Origin of the sequence: Micromonospora sp. RV43, assembly GCF_001029515.1 — a bacterium.
GTDB lineage: Bacteria > Actinomycetota > Actinomycetes > Mycobacteriales > Micromonosporaceae > Micromonospora > Micromonospora aurantiaca.
The window spans coordinates 1-15462 of record NZ_LEKG01000074.1; the positions used below are offsets into that span (position 1 = coordinate 1).

The window sequence follows — 15462 nt, forward strand, 5'->3', positions numbered from 1 at the left end:
GCGGGCGGGTGGGTGGCGTTGTAGCCGGGTGAACGACCGAGCAAGGCTCGCCCCGCGAGTGGGGTGGTATCTGCAAGGCCTTGGGAATCACCCCGGGGCCGCTGGTCGTTGAGTACGGTTCCGGCGACGTGAGCCGCGGGGAATGATCCTGGCCGGCTGGTCGTTGAACATGGTTCCGACGACGTGAACCCCCGCGCCTGCTCTCCGGTGGCGTGTGGCGCGCCCCCGGGGAATGGTGGCGGGTGGCGGGTCGTTGAACAGTGTTCCGGCGCCGCGACGAGGCATCCCTCTGCCCTCGCGAGCAGCCGGATCCCCCGAAGACTTTCTTGAGCGCCTGACGGTGCCCACGCACCCCGGTCCCCCCTGCGGGGTGTGTCGACCCCCGAATGGAGCACTTCTGATGAACACGATTCTGCGTAAGAGCATTCTGGGTGTTGCTGGTCTGGCTTTCACCGGTGGCGTGTTCGCCGGTCCGGTGGCCGCTCATGCGGCGGAGACCACGCATGTGGCGAAGCCGGTCAGTGTGAGCGTTCAGGGTGACAAGCTGATCCCGCACGGTGTGCAGGGTGAGCAGTCGCGTATCGACCTGAACGACGAGCAGACCGCCAACGTGAAGGCGATCATTGCGGCGACGAAGAAGGCCGGTATGGACGAGCGTGCCGCTGTCGTCTCCATCGCCACGGCGCTGCAGGAATCGAAGCTGGAGAACCTCGGCCACCTCGGCGACCGTAACGACCACGACTCGCAGGGCCTGTTCCAGCAGCGCCCGTCCAGTGGTTGGGGCACCGTGGAGCAGATCACCGACCCGGAGTACTCCACGACGGCGTTCCTGAAGGGTCTGAAGCAGGTCGACGGCTGGCAGGACATGCCGCTGACCAAGGCCGCCCAGACCGTCCAGGTCTCCGCCTACCCCGACCACTACGCCCAGTGGGAACAGCAGGCCGCCGACCTCGTCGCCCAGCACTGGAACAGCTAAGACCAACAAGCAAGACCAAGCTGAAGGCCGGCACCCCGAACCAACGGGGTGCCGGCCTTTTCGCGTACCCGATGGGTCAGGCCGGGGGCAGGACGAACGTCCACGTGGTGGTGGTCGTGCTGGCCGCGGCGCCCGTGGCGGTGAGTCCGCCGTAGCTGCCGGTCGGCACGCTGCTCGCCGAGTCGGCGAGCAGGCCGGTCACCCGGCCGCCGCCGGTCTGCGAGGTGTTGCTGCGCACCGCCACGCCGGACGGCGGGGTGAGCGCGGTGGAGGTGCTGTCGCCGTGCAGCCAGTACGACACGGCCCAGCTCTGCGCGGCGGTCACCGGCGCGTACGGGGTGATCCGGGTGGCGGTGCTCGCCGGGTCGGTGGCCCTGGCAAAGGCCGGCGCGGACGGGGCGGCACCCCGGTACGCGGCCAGCACCAGGTTGCCCTTCGCCTGACTGTCCAGCGTTACCCGGACGGCCGTGCCCGCGTCGCCCGCGCCCGCTGTCTTCCACCAGGCGGTGGTGGTGGCGAAGCCACCGTCGAGGCGGTCGAGCCTGGTCCAGCCGGTCACCCCGGTCGGCTCGCCGGTGCCGGTGTGCGTGTTCTGGCTGAACAGGAGCAGCAACGTGTCACCTGCCTGCACGCCCGCCGGGACGGTGACCGTGTGGCTGGTCCAGTTGGCGTTCGCGGTGGCCTGGCCGACGAACGAGATCCGCTCCGGTACGGGCGCCACGGTCACGTCGACGGTCGCGGTGCCGGTGGCGCCCCGGTCGTCGGTGACGGTGAGCGTGACCGGGTAGGTGCCGGCGGCCGCGTAGGTGTGCGACGTGGTCGGTACGGAGGCGGTGCCGGTGCTGTCCCCGTCGCCGAAGGCCCAGCCGTGGTCCTGGATCGCGCCGTCGGCGTCGGTGGAGGCCGCGCCGGAGAACGTGCACACCAGTCCGGAGCAGGTCGGCGTCAGCGCTGCCACCGGCGCCTGGTTGGCCGGGCCGCCCGATCCCTTCAGGATCTTCACGTAGTCGATGTCGCCGGCGAAGTAGTCGCAGGTGACCTTCGTACCGTCGCACTGGCTCTTGCCGCCGGCGGACAGCGGCCAGGTGTTGGCGATGGTGCCGGTCGGCCCGTTGAGGCGGCTGGTCCGCACACCGTCGACGTACATCTCCACGTACGCCGACGTGCGGTTGCACGTGACCGTGTGCCACTGGCCGTCGGAGATCGGCACGTCCGTGTAGCCGGTACGGGAGGCGCCGTCCGCGCCCCGGAACAGGCACTTCGGCTTGCCGTTGGGCGCCTCGAACTTCCAGTAGCCGCCGGCCGTGTTGCCCTGTCCCTTCTGGAGGATGTTGCCGAAGGAGTACGTGGTCCGGTAGCGGATGGTCACCGAGAAGTCCCCAGCGTCCGGGTTGAAGTCGGTGCTGTGCGGCACCAGGTCGACGTGGCCCGGGACGTACTCCTGGTCGGTGGGCAGGTGGGTGGCGAAGCGGTGGCCGGTCGCCCCGGCGTAGAGCGCGCCGGTGACCACCTCGCCGCCGATCGTGCCGTGGCGGCCGTTGCCGCTGTAGTCGGTCAGCACCGTCGACGACGCGGGCTCGTCCATGCTGAAGAACGCCACCGTCCGCGTCGCGGTGGCCTGTGCGGGCGCGGCCGAGACCGTCACCCCGGCCGCCGCGACGACAGTCGCCACGCCTAACCGGGCGGCCGTCCGCCGCCATCGTCCCCGCTCGATCATGTGCATGTGACCGCCTCCCTGCGCATCGGGCATCACAGTGACACGCGCGGTGGCAGCGGCTGAATAATCCGCACGGTGGAGCCGGGTGACCGATGTGGCCGGTACGAACCGTCCGGTGGGATACGTCCGCCGATCGACCGGCGGCGCCGGCGGGCGGTGAGGGTGACTCTCGGTGGGCGATACTGGGTTTGAACCAGTGACCTCTTCCGTGTCAAGGAAGCGCGCTCCCACTGCGCCAATCGCCCGGGCAATCGCGAGCGGACGACGGGATTCGAACCCGCGACCCTCACCTTGGCAAGGTGATGCGCTACCAGCTGCGCTACGTCCGCGTGCCGCCGGTTCGCGCCGGCGACGGGGTGAACTCTACCCGATGCCAAGATCGCCGTGCGGCAGGCCCCCGCCGCGTCGGGTGGCCGTGTGGTTGCGCTGCTCGCCGCCGGGGTACTGAGGCCGGTGACAGCACAACCATCCCCCGAAGGAGGCTGTCGTGGGTATCGGTACGAGCATTTTCCTGATCGCGGTCGGCGCGATCCTCACGTTCGCGCTCAACGCCAGCGTCGGCGGGGTCGACCTCGACGTCGTCGGCTGGATCCTGATGGCGGCCGGCGTCCTCGGCCTCATCATGACCACGCTGGTCTGGGGCCGCCGTCGCCAGGTGGTCACGACCACCGCCGAGCAGCCGGTGGAGTACCGCCGGGTCGAGGAGCGCCGGGACGTCGCCCCGCCGATGTGACAGTGACCGGGGCCGACGGAGCTGATCGGTCCCGGATCGGGCCGGCCGGATCACTCGATCCGGCCGGCCCGCTCTGCCAGGGCCGCCCGCGGTCGGTGGCGGCGCGCGGAGTGCCGTCCGGGTCAGCTCCGCATCAGCTCGTTCAACGCGTCGAAGTCGAGCCCGCCGGCGAGCGCGTCGTACGTCCCGGCGCCGAGCACCTCCGCCGCCGCCCGCTGGGCCACCGCGTACGCGGCCTCGGCCACCGCCGGTCCGATGCTCACCCGGGCCACGCCGAGCCGCGCCAGTTCGGCGACCGGCGGCGCGCCCGGCCCGGCCAGCACGTTCAGCGGCGCCGGGATCGCCGCCGCCAGCGCGGCCACCGTCTCCGGTTCCACGGTTCCGGGTACGAAGATCCCGTCCGCGCCGGCCGCCAGGTACGCCTCGGCGCGCGCGACAGTCTCGGGTACGCCACCGGCCCGGCGCAGACAGGTGTCCACCCGCGCGTTGACGTACAGCGGGATGCCGGCGCGGTCGGCGGCGGCCCGGATCGCGGCGAGCCGGGCGACCTGCTCGTCGACCGGGCGCAGCGGGCCTCCGCCGTCGTGCCGGGAGTCCTCCACGTTGACACCGACGGCCCCGGCGGCGAGCACCGCGGTGATCGTCTCGGCGACCTCGGCGGGGCTGTCGCCGTACCCGGATTCGATGTCGGCGGTGACCGGCACGCGGACCGCGTCTGCCACCCGGCGGATCACGTCGACGGCGGTGTCCCGGGCGAGCGCGTCGCCGTCCGGGGCGCCGCGGCTCCACGCGACCCCGGCGCTCGTGGTCGCGACCGCACGGGCGCCGGCTGCGGCGACGATCCGGGCGCTCAGCGCGTCCCAGGCGTTGACCAGGATCAGTGGCTCACCGGGCAGGTGCAGGGCACGGAACTGCCGGGCTCGGGTCTGCTGATCGTCCACCGGGCCAGTCTGGGTGGGGCGATCCGGCCGCGGCAATGGCCAGCGGCGCGGCACTGGACTGATCGATGATGACGAGAAAGGCCGTGCCGAGTGATCGGCACGGCCTTTCCGCTGGTGGGCGATACTGGGTTTGAACCAGTGACCTCTTCCGTGTCAAGGAAGCGCGCTCCCACTGCGCCAATCGCCCTCGTCTACTGCGAGGTGGAGACGGGATTTGAACCCGTGTACACGGCTTTGCAGGCCGTTGCCTCGCCTCTCGGCCACTCCACCGAGGTTGCCCCCGAACTGCGTGGCGGCATCTCCGAGCGGACGACGGGATTCGAACCCGCGACCCTCACCTTGGCAAGGTGATGCGCTACCAGCTGCGCTACGTCCGCACGCCCCCGGTGTTATCCGGTGACGGATGAGAACTTTAGCCGAGCCCGGGAACGGTTGCCAACTCGGGGGCCCTTCCGGCGCGTCCGGATGTTGCCGGCGCCTCGTGGCGCAGGCTTCCTAGGAGCCTGGGTGGCTGCCGTCGAAGGCCCGTGGGCAGGGCCGCGACCTGCGGAATCCGCTCGGCGAGTCGAGTGTCCGGCATCCGACTGTCCCGCCGTCGACCGGCCGCTTCGGTAACTCCCTGTGGTCAGACGGATGGGTTACCGTAACGCCGTGACGAGACGAGCCGCCGAGATCCGCCTGGACGCGCTGCTGCGTACGGCCTGCGAGGTGATCGCGGAACGAGGGCTCGCCAACACCCGCACCGCGGACGTGGCCGAGGCCGCCGGGGTCAGCCAGGCGCTCGTCTTCTACCACTTCGCGACCAAGGACCGGCTGCTCGCGCAGGCCTTCGCGTACGCGGTCGAGCAGGACCTGGCCCGTCTCGACGCGGTGCTGCGCTCCTCCGCCCCGCCGCTGGCGAAGCTGCGCCGGATGCTGCGCCTCTACGCGCCGACCGGCCGGGCCACCTCCTGGTCGATGTGGATCGACGGCTGGGCGGAGTCGCTGCGTACGCCGGAGCTGGAGAAGCTCTCCCGCCGCCTCGACCTGCGGTGGCGGCAGGACCTGGCCGCGGTGATCAGCGACGGGGTCGCCGAGGGCACGTTCGACTGCCCCGACCCGGCCGGCGCGGCCTGGCGGATCAGTGCGGTGATGGACGGGCTGGCGGTCCAGCTCGCGGTGCACGAGCGGGTGATCACCCGCCGGCAGATCGCCGAGTGGATCCGCCTGGTGGCCGCCCGGGAGCTGGGCCTGGAACCCAGCCAGCTCGACTGACCCCACCCGCCGGCGGGTCAGTGCCAGCGAGGGCGGGGGCGTTCGAAGGGGGGCGGGAGCGTCTCCGGTTCGGCCTGCGCGGACGGGCGCAGCAGGCGGCGCATCCGCAGCAGCAGCCCGGCGCCGAGGAACAGCAGCAACCCGCCGAGCAGGAACGCGGCCTGCACCAGGCCGAATCCACCGCTGTCCGCCACCGGCCGCCCGGCCACGCCACCGGGCGCCGGCGGTTCCACCACCGCGGCGTCGGTCGGCTCGTCAGTCGGCTCCTCGTCGGGCGCCTCGGAGGACGGCTCGTCGCTCGGTGTGGGCTCCGCGCTGGTCGGCGAGGGCGTCGGCTCGGCCGCCTCCTCCCCCACCACCTCACGGGAGGCGGTCCGCCGGGCCAGCAGCCGCAACTGCGGGTCGTACGCCTCGGCGGCGAAACTCACCCGGCCACGCCCGACGTCCTCGGCGAACGCCACCCGGTAGCGGGCGGTCACGGTACGGCCGGGACAGAGCACACCCGGGTCCAGCTGCCGGTCGGTGAGCCGGGCGGTGTCTCCCTCGGTGCGGATCTCCAGCGGGAACGATCCGCTGTCCTCCACCCGGTCCACCTTGAGCTGGTCCAGCCGCAGGCCCTGCACCCGCACCAGCATCGACCAGCGCACCTTGACACAGCCGCCCCCGTCGGAGCGGGACACCACGGCGGACAACGTCTCCACCCGGTTCCCGGCGGTGAACTCGTCCGGCAGGCCGCTCAACTCCGTGGAGAAGGCCGCCGCCGCCCGCGCCGGCAGGGCTCCGCCGTACCCGGTCCCGGCCACGAAGGTCAGTACCAGTCCGATCCGCAGCGCGTGCCGCCAGCCGCTCACCACGCCTCCTCACCCTCGGTCGTGTCCACAGGCAACGCTAGGAGCGCGCCGGGCACGCCGGTAGACGGGCGTGTTCGCATCCAACGCCACAACACGGGGGTCATTTCACCGAGCGTGGTGAACCGGTCACGACCTCGCCGCGACACGCCCGGGATCGGTTCCGGAACCCGGGTGGGACACAATTCTCCGATGTCCGAGCTGTCCGCCGCGTTCGTCCGGCTGCACGCCCGCCTCGCCCCCGTGGCGTTCGTACCCGAGGTGCTGCTGCACCAGGCCGACGAGCCGATCGGCCTGTGGGAGCTGACCGAGGGCGAGTTCCGCAGCTCCCAGCCGCCGCCGTTCTGGGCGTTCGCCTGGGCCGGCGGGCAGGGCCTGGCCCGTTACGTCACCGACCACCCCGACGTGGTCGCCGGCCGCCGGGTGCTCGACCTGGCCTCCGGCTCCGGCCTGGTCGCCGTCGCCGCCGCCCGCGCCGGCGCCGCCGCCGTCCGGGCGGTCGAGGTGGACGAGCGGGCCGTGGCCGCCGTCGCGCTCAATGCCGAGGCCAACGGGGTACGCGTCGACGCCGAACTCGGCGACATCCTCGACTCCGACGCGGGCGACGCCGAGGTGGTGCTGGCCGGGGACGTCTTCTACAGCGAGGCGATGGCCCGCCGGATGCTGCGCTTCCTGCTCCGGGCCGCCCGTTCCGGCGCCCGGGTGCTGGTGGGCGATCCGGGCCGGGCGTTCCTGCCCCGCGAGCGCTTCCACGAGCTGGCCGCGTACGACGTGCCGGTGTCGGAGGCGCTGGAGAGCGTACGGGTGAAGCACACCACCGTCTGGGAGCTGGACCCGAACCCGCCCGGCGCCCGCCGCTAGCGTTACCGCGTGCTGTTCCGGGGCTGGGGGGAGTCCGTCGACGGGCCGTGGCCCGACGCGGCCACCGTTGTCGACCACGTCGGTGTGCCGCACATGGTGGTGACCCGGCACGCGCTCGTACGCAGGCTGCTCACCGACCCGGTGACGTTCCGGCCGGACAACGCGCTCGACGCGGTCACCCCGATCCCGGTGGCCGCGCTGCGGGTGCTCGCCGGGCACCGGTTCCGGCTGCCGCCGACGCTGGCGAACAACGGCGGCGCGAGCCACCCGGAGATCCGCGGCATCGTGGCCGACGCGCTGCACCCGCACCGGGTGGACGCCCAGCGCCGGTGGCTGACCGGGCTGGTCCGGGAGCGGGTGGCGGGCCTGGCGGCGGCGCTGGACGCGGGCCGCCCGGTCGACCTGTACGCGGGTCTCGCCGCCGACCTGCCGCTGCTGGTGCTGGCCCGGCTGGTCGAGCTGCCGGACGCCCCGGTCGGCGCGGTGAAGGACTTCGCCCGGGCCGCGCTGGAGCTGTTCTGGGCGCCGCTGGACTCCGCCCGGCAGCTCGCGCTCGTCGCCGAGGTGGGCCGGTTCCACACCGTGCTGCGGGAGTTCGCCGCCACCGGGGGCGGGCTCGCCGCGCGGCTGCGCGAGGCGGGGCACTCCCCCGACGTGGTCGTCGGGGCGCTGTTCTTCCTGCTGGTCGCCGGCCAGGAGACCACCTCGCAGTTCCTCACCCTGCTGCTGCACCGGCTGTCCGGCGAACCCGCGGTACGGGCCGGGCTGCGCGCCGGTGAGATCGGCGTGGACGACGTGGTCGAGGAAGGGCTGCGGCTGGAGCCGCCGATCGTCACCTGGCGGCGGGTGGCGGCAGTCGACACCACGCTCGGCGAGGTGCCCGTACCGGCGGGCACCAGCGTGGTGGCGTGGCTGGCCCGCGCCGGCCGCGACCCGGCCGTGGTGGACGCGCCGGGCGAGTTCCGCCCCGGGCAGCCCGGCTCGCGGCGGCACCTGGCGTTCGGCGCCGGGCCGCACCGCTGCGTCGGCGCGCAGCTGGCCCGGATGGAGGCCGCAGTGGTGGTCGCCGAGGCCACCGCGCTGCTCGACGACGTGACGGTCGTCCGTCCACCGTGGTGCCCGGACAACCTCACCTTCCGGATGCCGGACGCGTTCGTGGTCCGCCGCGCCTGAGCCCTGCGGGTGTTAACAGGGGGCCCTTCCTCTACCGGAGGCGTTAAGAAGGGGCCCTTCCTTACTCCTCGGCCCAGGCCCGCCAGTCGTCGAGCACGCCGTACAGGGCGGGGGTGAGCCAGCCGGGCGCGGACCGGCGGAACACGCCCGGGTCCATCCCGCCCGCGCCGGCCGGTACCGCGCCGAGCAGGTTCGGCAGCAGCTCGGACAGGTTGAGCCAGTGCACCAGTTCCGGTTCGGTCGGCCAGGCGCCGATCACCACGCCGGCCGGGACGGCCCGCCGCTCCAGCGCCTCCAGCGTCAGCGCGGTGTGGTTGAGCGTGCCGAGCCCGGCCCGCGCCACCACCACCGCGGGCGCGCCGAGCGACACCGCCAGATCGGCCACCGTCCACGGCTCGCCGGACGGACGCAACCCCATCGGTACGAGCAGCCCGCCCGCGCCCTCGACGAGCACCAGATCGTGCTTGTCCGCCTCCTCGCGGATCGCGTCGACCGCGTTGTACAGCTCCAGCGGCGGCAGCTCCGCCACCCGGGCCGCGGCCAGCGGGGCCAGCGGATCGGGGTAGCTCGCCAGCGTCCGGCCGGTCAGCGGGGCGGCCAGCCGGGTCACCGAGTCGACGTCGCCGGGCTCTCCCGTCGCCGTACCCGTCTGGCCGGGCTTGACCACGGCGACCCGCAGGCCGGCCGCCTGCGCGGCGGCGGCGACGGCGGCGGTCACCACTGTCTTGCCGACCTCGGTGTCGGTGCCGGTCACCAGCACCGGCCCGGTCCAGGCGTCGCCGAGGCTCATGGCGCACACTCCACGATCACGTCCAGGGCCCGGTCGAAGCCGGCCCGGTCCACCCCGGCGCTGACGGTGAGCCGCAGCCGGGAGCGGCTGTCCGGCGTGGACGGGGGACGGAAGCAGCCGACCGCCACACCGTGTTCCCGGCAGGCGGCGGCCCAGGCGGTCGCCTCCTGCGGGCCGGGCGCGGTCACCGAGATCACGGCGCCGTCCGGGGCGGACACGGACAGCCCGGCCGCGCCGAGCCGGCGCACCGCCGCGGCGACCCGGTCGGCCAGCTCGGCGCGCAGCGCGTCGCCGTCGCGGGCCAGGCGCACCGCGGCGCGGACCCCGGCCACCACCGCGGGCGGCGGCGCGGTGTCGAAGATGAACGTGCGGCCGGTCTCCACCAGGTGGCGGACGAACTCGGCCGGCCCGGCGACCACGCCGCCGGCCCCGCCGAGCGCCTTGGACAGCGTCGCGGTGACCACCACGTCGGGCGCGCCGGCGAGCCCGGCGGCGGCGACCCCGCCGGCTCCGGCCGGGCCGGTGACGCCGAGCGCGTGCGCGTCGTCGACGAGCAGCAGCGCGCCGTGGCGGCGGGCCACCGCGTGCAGCTCCGCGAGCGGGGCGAGGTCGCCGTCGACGGAGAAGACCGACTCGGTCACCACCACCGCCGGGCGGCCCGGCGCGGCGGCGAGCGCCGCGGCCACCGCTGCGACGTCGGCGTGCGGCGTCACGAGCGTCTCGGCGCCGGAGATCCGGCAGCCGTCGATCAGCGAGGCGTGGTTGTGGGCGTCGGAGACGAGCAGCGTCCGCGGCTGGGTCAGTCCCCGGACGGCGGCGAGGTTGGCCAGGTATCCGGAGGAGAACACCAGCGCCCGGTCGACGCCGAGCCAGCCGGCCAGGTCGTCCTCCAGCGCGTGGTGCGCGTCGGTGGACCCGCGCACCAGACGCGACCCGGTGGCGCCCAGCCCGTACGCGGACAGGGCCTCTGCCGCGGCGGCGGTGACCTCCGGGTGGGTGGCCAGGCCGAGGTAGTCGTTTCCGGCCAGGTCGACCACGGCGTCGTCGGCGGCGCGGGGGCGCAGCGTGCGGGTCAGCCCCGCCCGGGCCCGCAGCTCGGCGCGGCGGTCCAGGGCCGCCAGCCAGTCCGCCACCGTGCCGTCCCCTCCCGCCGACTTCACGCCCCCCGCCGGGCGCTTCCGCGGGGCGAAGTTACCACCCGCCCCGGCGGCCCCGGCGTGGCGCGGTCCCGGCTCGCCGGAGGGCCGGCGGCGGTGGTTTCCCGCGCTCACGGTGGCCTGTTAGGTTACGAGCCATGCCAGAGATCCTCGACCAGGCCCGGGAGCGGGTGCTGGGCAACGGCGTCGGCCTCGACGAGGCCGGTGTCCTCGCGGTGCTGAACCTTCCCGACGAGCACCTGCCCGCCGCGCTCCAGCTCGCCCACGAGGTCCGGATGCGCTGGTGCGGTCCGGAGGTCGAGGTCGAGGGCATCGTCTCGCTGAAGACCGGCGGCTGCCCGGAGGACTGCCACTTCTGCTCGCAGTCCGGTCTGTTCACCTCGCCGGTGCGCTCGGTCTGGCTGGACATCCCGGCGCTGGTCGAGGCCGCGAAGCAGACCGCCGCGACCGGGGCGACCGAGTTCTGCATCGTGGCCGCCGTGCGCGGCCCGGACGCCCGGCTGATGAAGCAGATGCGCGAGGGCGTCGCCGCCATCCGCGCCGCTGTCGACATCCAGGTCGCCGCCTCGCTCGGCATGCTCACCAAGGAGCAGGTCGACGAGCTGGTCGAGATGGGCGTGCACCGCTACAACCACAACCTGGAGACCTGCCGCTCCTACTTCCCGAACGTGGTCACCACGCACTCGTGGGAGGAGCGCTGGGAGACGCTGCGGATGGTCCGCGAGTCCGGCATGGAGGTCTGCTGCGGCGGCATCCTCGGCCTCGGCGAGACGGTCGAGCAGCGGGCCGAGTTCGCCGCGCAGCTCGCCGAGCTGGACCCGCACGAGGTGCCGCTGAACTTCCTCAACCCGCGCCCCGGCACGCCGCTGGGTGACCGCCCGGTGGTGGAGGGCAAGGACGCGCTGCGCGCCATCGCCGCGTTCCGGCTGGCCATGCCGCGCACCATCCTGCGGTACGCGGGCGGCCGCGAGCTGACCCTCGGTGACCTCGGCACCCGCGACGGTCTGCTGGGCGGCATCAACGCGGTGATCGTCGGCAACTACCTGACCACGCTGGGGCGGCCCGCCACGGCCGACCTGAAGCTGCTGGAAGACCTGAAGATGCCGGTGAAGGCGCTCTCGGCGACCCTGTGAGGCAGCGGTGACCGAATCCTCCCCCGCCACGGCGGCTCCCGCCGCGCTCTGGTGCGACAGGTGCGGCGAGTCGGTGGCGGCCGGGCCGCACCCGGCGTGCGAGGCGGCCCGCGCGTGGGAGCCGCCGCGCTGGTGCGCGTCCTGCCGGCGGCGGATGAAGGTGCAGGTCGTGCCGTCCGGCTGGTCGGCGGTCTGCGTCGAGCACGGCGAGCGGCGGGGCTGAGGCGTGCTGCGCGGGCGGGCGGTGACGCTGCGGCCGGTGACCGACGCCGACGTGCCCGCCCTGGCCGCGATCCGGGCCACCCCCGAGGTGCGCCGCTGGTGGCGCGGCGGTGACGACCTGGCCGCGTCGGTCCGGGCGGACCTGGCCGACGACTCGGTGACGATCTACGCCGTCGAACACGACGGCAAGCTGGTCGGCGCGATCCAGTGGTACGCCGAGACCGACCCGGACTACCGCCACGCCAGCCTGGACGTCTTCCTCGACCCGGCGGTACGCGGCTCGGGGCTGGGCGGCGATGCGATCCGCACGCTGGTCCGGCACCTGATCGACGAGTACGGCCACCACCGGTTCACCATCGACCCGGCGGCGGCGAACACGGCGGCGATCCGGGCGTACGCGAAGGTGGGGTTCCGTCCGGTGGGCATCATGCGCCGCTACGAGCGCGGCGCGGACGGGCGCTGGCACGACGCGCTGCTGATGGACCTTCTCGCCGAGGACCTGGCCGGCTGAGTCAGCCGGGCCAGAGCAGGTGCCCGTCGGGCAGCCGGCGGGCGCCCTCTGCGGGCCGGTGCGGGCTGAGCCGGCCGTCCGGCATGAGGTGCGACACCGGCACTCCGCGGCCGAGCACGGCGACGTCGGCGATCAGCCGCCGGTGGCAGCGCCACCAGACGCTCTCGCTGCACATCACCGCTGTGGTCTCCCGGGCGGCGTCGGCCAGCACCTCGTCGAGTGCCGCGTCGAAGTCGGGCGTGCGGGTGTACGCGGCGTACGCCCGGAAGGCCGCGACCGTCCACCAGGTGTCCGGTTCCGGCTCGCCGGCGCGGACGTGCCGGCGGCCGCCGAGGCGCGGTTCCCAGCGGTAGCCGATGCCCCGTTCGGGCAGCCAGTGCTCCAGGGCCTCGCGGCGGACGTCCGGGTTGGTCCGGCTGGCCGGGTAGCGGCGCACGTCCACGATCAGGGTGACAGCCGCGCCGGCCAGCAGGTCCCCGAGCTGGTCCCGGTGGGCGGCCCCGTGCCCGACGGTCAGCAGCATGCGCTCCACCGACTCAGCTTGCCCCGGGTCGGCGCCGTCCGCCCGCCGGCCGGGCCGGCCCACCGGAACGGGCGTGCCCGGCACCGCACGGGTGCCGGGCACGCCTTCCTCGTACGGTGTGGCGCCTAGCGCTGGAGGGTCAGCACACCCGGCCGCCACGGCAGCAGGTTGTAGTCGCCTCCCGCACTGGGGTTCTTGCCCTGGTACAGGAACTGGAGGTTGCAGGCGTCGACGGTCTTGGTCTGGTCGGGGTTGGTGCGGACCAGGTCACCGTGGCTGATGTCGTTGGTCCACGTCGCGCCGCTGTTGGCCTTGCCGGCGAAGGGGTTGCTCTCGCTGGCGGCCTGCGGCGTCCACGAGCCGCTCAGGCTGTTCGACGTGAACGACCGGAAGTAGCGTCCCTGGCTCCCGATCGCCTCGACGATCATGAGGTACTGGTTCTGGCCCGCCACCTTGTAGACCTCGACGCCCTCGAACAGGTTGTTCGTCGAGTCGGTCATGATCGTCGTGTAGTTCGAGCCGAAGCTGCCCGGGAAGTTCCCCAGCGGCATGCTCGACCGGTAGATCTTGCCGTTGTCACCGGCGAAGAACAGGTACATGTTCTGGTCGTCGCCGATGAGCGTCTGGTCGATGACGCCGTACGGGGCGTCGGGCAGGGTGGCGGTGGAGAGCGTCTGCGCCGAGGACCAGCCGTTGGCGTTCGTCGGGTCGCTCGACGTCTTGTAGCTGAACGAGGTCGGTCCCCACTGGTACGCCAGCACCCAGATGTTCTTCGGGGCGAAGTACAGCAGGGTGGGCGCCACGGTGCCCTGGCTCATCCCGGTCTGGCCGGCCGAGGCCATGTCGGACCAGTTCGTGAACAGGCTGAAGTTCATCGAGCCGTACTGGCCGCTGCTGTTGACGTACGACCCGTAGACCAGGTGCTTGCCGTTGTAGACGACGTTCGTGAAGTCCTTGAGCGAGACCCAGCCGTTCTGCGGGTTGGCCAGCGCGCCGGTCGACGACCACCGGTACGTCGACGGGAGCGCGCAGCCGCCCGGCGGCGGCGTCGTGGTCGGCGGCGGCGTGGTCGGGGGCGGCGTGGTCCCGCCACCGAAGTCGGTCCGCCACTGCTGGTTGGTCTGCCCGTGGCAGTCGTACAGCTGGATCTGCTGGCCGTTGCCGGTGCCCCAGACGTCCAGGCAGCGCCCGGACTGCACGCCGCTGATGGTGCCGTTGGAGTTGATGTTCCACTGCTGGTTCGACTGGCCGTTGCAGTCCCAGATGATGATTCCGGTGCCGTTGCCGGTGGCCGCGCCGTTCGCGTCGAGGCACTTGGTGCCGTAGACCATCAGCTGCTTGTTCGACGTGTACGTCCACTGCTGGTTCGACTGACCGTTGCAGTCCCAGAGCTGGACCCGGGTGCCGTTGGTCTGGGTGGCGTTCGGTACGTCGACGCACCGGCCCGACTGCGCTCCGACGATCCGGCCGGCGCCACCGCTGGGCGGCGGTGCCGTGGTCGGGGTCGTGGTCGGCCCGGAGGTCGGGGCGGCCGCGTTGAGGGCGTTGAGGACCGAGGTGTACGCGGCCTTCTTGTTGCCGCCGCCGTCGAACAGCAGCGGGTTCTCGCCTGAGCGCCACGAGTCGCTGTCGCGGACGCCCCACACCGTGATGCCGATGCAGCGCGGCACGTTCAGACACGCCTGCGTCAGACCCGCGTACTGGCTGGTCGACGAGTTGGTGACGTCGACCTCGGTCAGCGCCACGTCGACACCGAGCGCGGCGAAACTCGACAGCGTGGTCTGGAAGTTGCCCGGCAGCGAGCTGCCACCGGTGAAGTGCGTCTGCAACCCCACGCAGTCGATCGGCACACCACGGGACTTGAAGTCCCGGATCATGTTGTAGACGCCCTGCGTCTTGCCGTACGACCAGTTCTCGATGTTGTAGTCGTTGTAGCAGAGCTTCACCGACGGATCCGCCGCCCGAGCGGTACGGAACGCCACCTCGATCCAGTCGTTACCGGTGCCCTGCAGGTTCGACTGACGGCGGCTGCCGTCCTCGTTGAACGCCTCGTTCACCACGTCCCACGCGGCCAGCTTGCCCCGGTAGTGGCCCATCACCCCGTTGATGTGGTCGATCATCGCCTGACGCAGGTTGCTGCCGCTCAGGCTCTGCATCCAGCCCGGCTGCTGCGCGTGCCACGCCAGCGTGTGGCCACGGACCTTCAAGCCGCGCTGGGTCGCCCAGTTGTAGATCTGGTCACCGGAGTTGAAGTTGAACTGGCCCCGCTGGGGCTGGGTCGCGTCCGGCTTCATCTCGTTCTCGGCCGTGATCATGTTGAATTCGCGTCCGGCGATCGTGCTGTACGTCGAGTCGCCGAGCCGGCCCGCCGCGATGGCGGTGCCGAAGTACCGGCCCGACTGCGCGGCGGCGGCGCCCAGCGTGGACGCGGCGGCGTTCGCCGACGGCATCATCACCGCGACGGCTGCCACCGTCACGGCGCTGACCGCGCCGGCGAGCAGCGCCCGGACGGCCGGTGATCGCCGTCGCCGACTCCCGCCGCGATGAACGGATGGGCTCATTGCCATCTTGGCCTCCTTACTGGCCAACACCCAGGCCGTCGGGGCGGAACGACTGGACGTCT

At 72.9% G+C, this 15462-nt stretch carries 15 protein-coding genes and 5 tRNA genes; 8 read left to right on the forward strand and 12 right to left on the reverse strand.

What is annotated here, in order from left to right; all coding sequences use genetic code 11:
* Nucleotides 1-400: 400 nt before the first annotated feature.
* Nucleotides 401-976: a hypothetical protein gene (locus ABD52_RS18715; RefSeq protein WP_013475362.1), complete on the forward strand. Its 576-nt coding sequence runs from the start codon at nucleotides 401-403 to the stop codon at nucleotides 974-976.
* Nucleotides 977-1052: 76 nt separating this feature from the next.
* Here the strand turns inward: ABD52_RS18715 and ABD52_RS18720 are convergent, their stop codons facing one another.
* The 3 genes from ABD52_RS18720 to ABD52_RS18730 all read right to left on the reverse strand — a co-directional run bounded on the left by ABD52_RS18720 (nucleotide 1053) and on the right by ABD52_RS18730 (nucleotide 3022).
* Nucleotides 1053-2699: a PKD domain-containing protein gene (locus ABD52_RS18720; RefSeq protein WP_047892671.1), complete on the reverse strand. Its 1647-nt coding sequence runs from the start codon at nucleotides 2697-2699 to the stop codon at nucleotides 1053-1055.
* A gap of 167 nt (nucleotides 2700-2866) precedes the next feature.
* Nucleotides 2867-2938, reverse strand: a tRNA-Val gene (locus ABD52_RS18725).
* A gap of 11 nt (nucleotides 2939-2949) precedes the next feature.
* Nucleotides 2950-3022: transfer RNA gene (locus ABD52_RS18730), tRNA-Gly, on the reverse strand.
* Between the two features lie 158 nt (nucleotides 3023-3180).
* Here ABD52_RS18730 and ABD52_RS18735 point away from each other — a divergent pair.
* A complete protein-coding gene (locus tag ABD52_RS18735; RefSeq protein ID WP_013284878.1) occupies nucleotides 3181-3426 on the forward strand; it encodes a DUF6458 family protein in 246 nt (81 codons plus the stop codon).
* 122 nt (nucleotides 3427-3548) lie between these two features.
* Here ABD52_RS18735 and ABD52_RS18740 read toward each other — a convergent pair whose 3' ends face one another.
* The 4 genes from ABD52_RS18740 to ABD52_RS18755 form a co-directional block, all read right to left on the reverse strand.
* Nucleotides 3549-4367 carry an isocitrate lyase/phosphoenolpyruvate mutase family protein gene (locus tag ABD52_RS18740; RefSeq protein WP_047892672.1) on the reverse strand — a complete coding sequence of 273 codons (819 nt, stop codon included), beginning with the start codon at nucleotides 4365-4367 and terminating at the stop codon, nucleotides 3549-3551.
* A gap of 112 nt (nucleotides 4368-4479) precedes the next feature.
* Nucleotides 4480-4554: transfer RNA gene (locus tag ABD52_RS18745), tRNA-Val, on the reverse strand.
* Nucleotides 4555-4566: 12 nt separating this feature from the next.
* Nucleotides 4567-4637, reverse strand: a tRNA-Cys gene (locus tag ABD52_RS18750).
* Between the two features lie 34 nt (nucleotides 4638-4671).
* Nucleotides 4672-4744, reverse strand: a tRNA-Gly gene (locus ABD52_RS18755).
* A gap of 274 nt (nucleotides 4745-5018) precedes the next feature.
* On the opposite strand from ABD52_RS18755, the gene ABD52_RS18760 reads away from it, so the two are divergent.
* Nucleotides 5019-5621 carry a TetR/AcrR family transcriptional regulator gene (locus ABD52_RS18760; protein ID WP_030275337.1) on the forward strand — a complete coding sequence of 201 codons (603 nt, stop codon included), beginning with the start codon at nucleotides 5019-5021 and terminating at the stop codon, nucleotides 5619-5621.
* A gap of 17 nt (nucleotides 5622-5638) precedes the next feature.
* Here ABD52_RS18760 and ABD52_RS18765 read toward each other — a convergent pair whose 3' ends face one another.
* Nucleotides 5639-6472, reverse strand: a complete 834-nt coding sequence (locus ABD52_RS18765; RefSeq protein ID WP_013284875.1) for a hypothetical protein — start codon at nucleotides 6470-6472, stop codon at nucleotides 5639-5641.
* A 189-nt stretch (nucleotides 6473-6661) separates the two neighbouring features.
* On the opposite strand from ABD52_RS18765, the gene ABD52_RS18770 reads away from it, so the two are divergent.
* On the forward strand, nucleotides 6662-7330 hold the full coding sequence (locus tag ABD52_RS18770) for a methyltransferase (protein WP_013284874.1): 669 nt from the start codon (nucleotides 6662-6664) through the stop codon (nucleotides 7328-7330).
* A 9-nt stretch (nucleotides 7331-7339) separates the two neighbouring features.
* Nucleotides 7340-8503, forward strand: coding sequence for a cytochrome P450 (locus ABD52_RS18775; RefSeq protein WP_047892673.1), 1164 nt, complete (start codon nucleotides 7340-7342; stop codon nucleotides 8501-8503).
* A 61-nt stretch (nucleotides 8504-8564) separates the two neighbouring features.
* Here ABD52_RS18775 and bioD read toward each other — a convergent pair whose 3' ends face one another.
* Both bioD and ABD52_RS18785 read right to left on the reverse strand, forming a co-directional pair.
* On the reverse strand, nucleotides 8565-9293 hold the full coding sequence (gene bioD / locus ABD52_RS18780; protein ID WP_013284872.1) for a dethiobiotin synthase: 729 nt from the start codon (nucleotides 9291-9293) through the stop codon (nucleotides 8565-8567).
* Nucleotides 9290-10426 (reverse strand): 8-amino-7-oxononanoate synthase, encoded by a 1137-nt coding sequence (locus ABD52_RS18785; RefSeq protein ID WP_047892679.1) that lies wholly within the window; start codon nucleotides 10424-10426, stop codon nucleotides 9290-9292. Before ABD52_RS18785 ends, bioD begins: the two co-directional genes overlap by 4 nt.
* A 161-nt stretch (nucleotides 10427-10587) precedes the next feature.
* Between ABD52_RS18785 and bioB the strand changes: the two genes are divergently transcribed.
* Genes bioB through ABD52_RS18800 form a run of 3 tightly spaced genes read left to right on the forward strand, consistent with a single transcriptional unit; the run spans nucleotide 10588 to nucleotide 12316 of the window.
* Nucleotides 10588-11583: a biotin synthase BioB gene (gene bioB / locus ABD52_RS18790; RefSeq protein ID WP_013284870.1), complete on the forward strand. Its 996-nt coding sequence runs from the start codon at nucleotides 10588-10590 to the stop codon at nucleotides 11581-11583.
* Between the two features lie 7 nt (nucleotides 11584-11590).
* A complete protein-coding gene (locus tag ABD52_RS18795; RefSeq protein ID WP_013284869.1) occupies nucleotides 11591-11806 on the forward strand; it encodes a hypothetical protein in 216 nt (71 codons plus the stop codon).
* 3 nt (nucleotides 11807-11809) lie between these two features.
* A complete protein-coding gene (locus tag ABD52_RS18800; protein WP_013284868.1) occupies nucleotides 11810-12316 on the forward strand; it encodes a GNAT family N-acetyltransferase in 507 nt (168 codons plus the stop codon).
* Nucleotide 12317: 1 nt separating this feature from the next.
* On the opposite strand, the gene ABD52_RS18805 is transcribed toward ABD52_RS18800, so the two are convergent.
* Both ABD52_RS18805 and ABD52_RS18810 read right to left on the reverse strand, forming a co-directional pair.
* Complete coding sequence (locus ABD52_RS18805; RefSeq protein WP_200905206.1) at nucleotides 12318-12941, reverse strand: DUF488 family protein; 624 nt, start codon at nucleotides 12939-12941, stop codon at nucleotides 12318-12320.
* Nucleotides 12942-12964: 23 nt separating this feature from the next.
* Nucleotides 12965-15406, reverse strand: a complete 2442-nt coding sequence (locus ABD52_RS18810) for a non-reducing end alpha-L-arabinofuranosidase family hydrolase (RefSeq protein WP_047892674.1) — start codon at nucleotides 15404-15406, stop codon at nucleotides 12965-12967.
* Between the last annotated feature and the right edge of the window lie 56 nt (nucleotides 15407-15462).

Bases quoted from the DNA above. Each gene is read 5' to 3' on its own strand.
- bioD (WP_013284872.1), bottom strand. From the start codon at position 9,293: ATGAGCCTCGGCGACGCCTGGACCGGGCCGGTGCTGGTGACCGGCACC.
- ABD52_RS18715 (WP_013475362.1), top strand. From the start codon at position 401: ATGAACACGATTCTGCGTAAGAGCATTCTGGGTGTTGCTGGTCTGGCT.
- ABD52_RS18770 (WP_013284874.1), top strand. From the start codon at position 6,662: ATGTCCGAGCTGTCCGCCGCGTTCGTCCGGCTGCACGCCCGCCTCGCC.
- bioB (WP_013284870.1), top strand. From the start codon at position 10,588: ATGCCAGAGATCCTCGACCAGGCCCGGGAGCGGGTGCTGGGCAACGGC.
- ABD52_RS18810 (WP_047892674.1), bottom strand. From the start codon at position 15,406: ATGGCAATGAGCCCATCCGTTCATCGCGGCGGGAGTCGGCGACGGCGA.
- ABD52_RS18720 (WP_047892671.1), bottom strand. From the start codon at position 2,699: ATGCACATGATCGAGCGGGGACGATGGCGGCGGACGGCCGCCCGGTTA.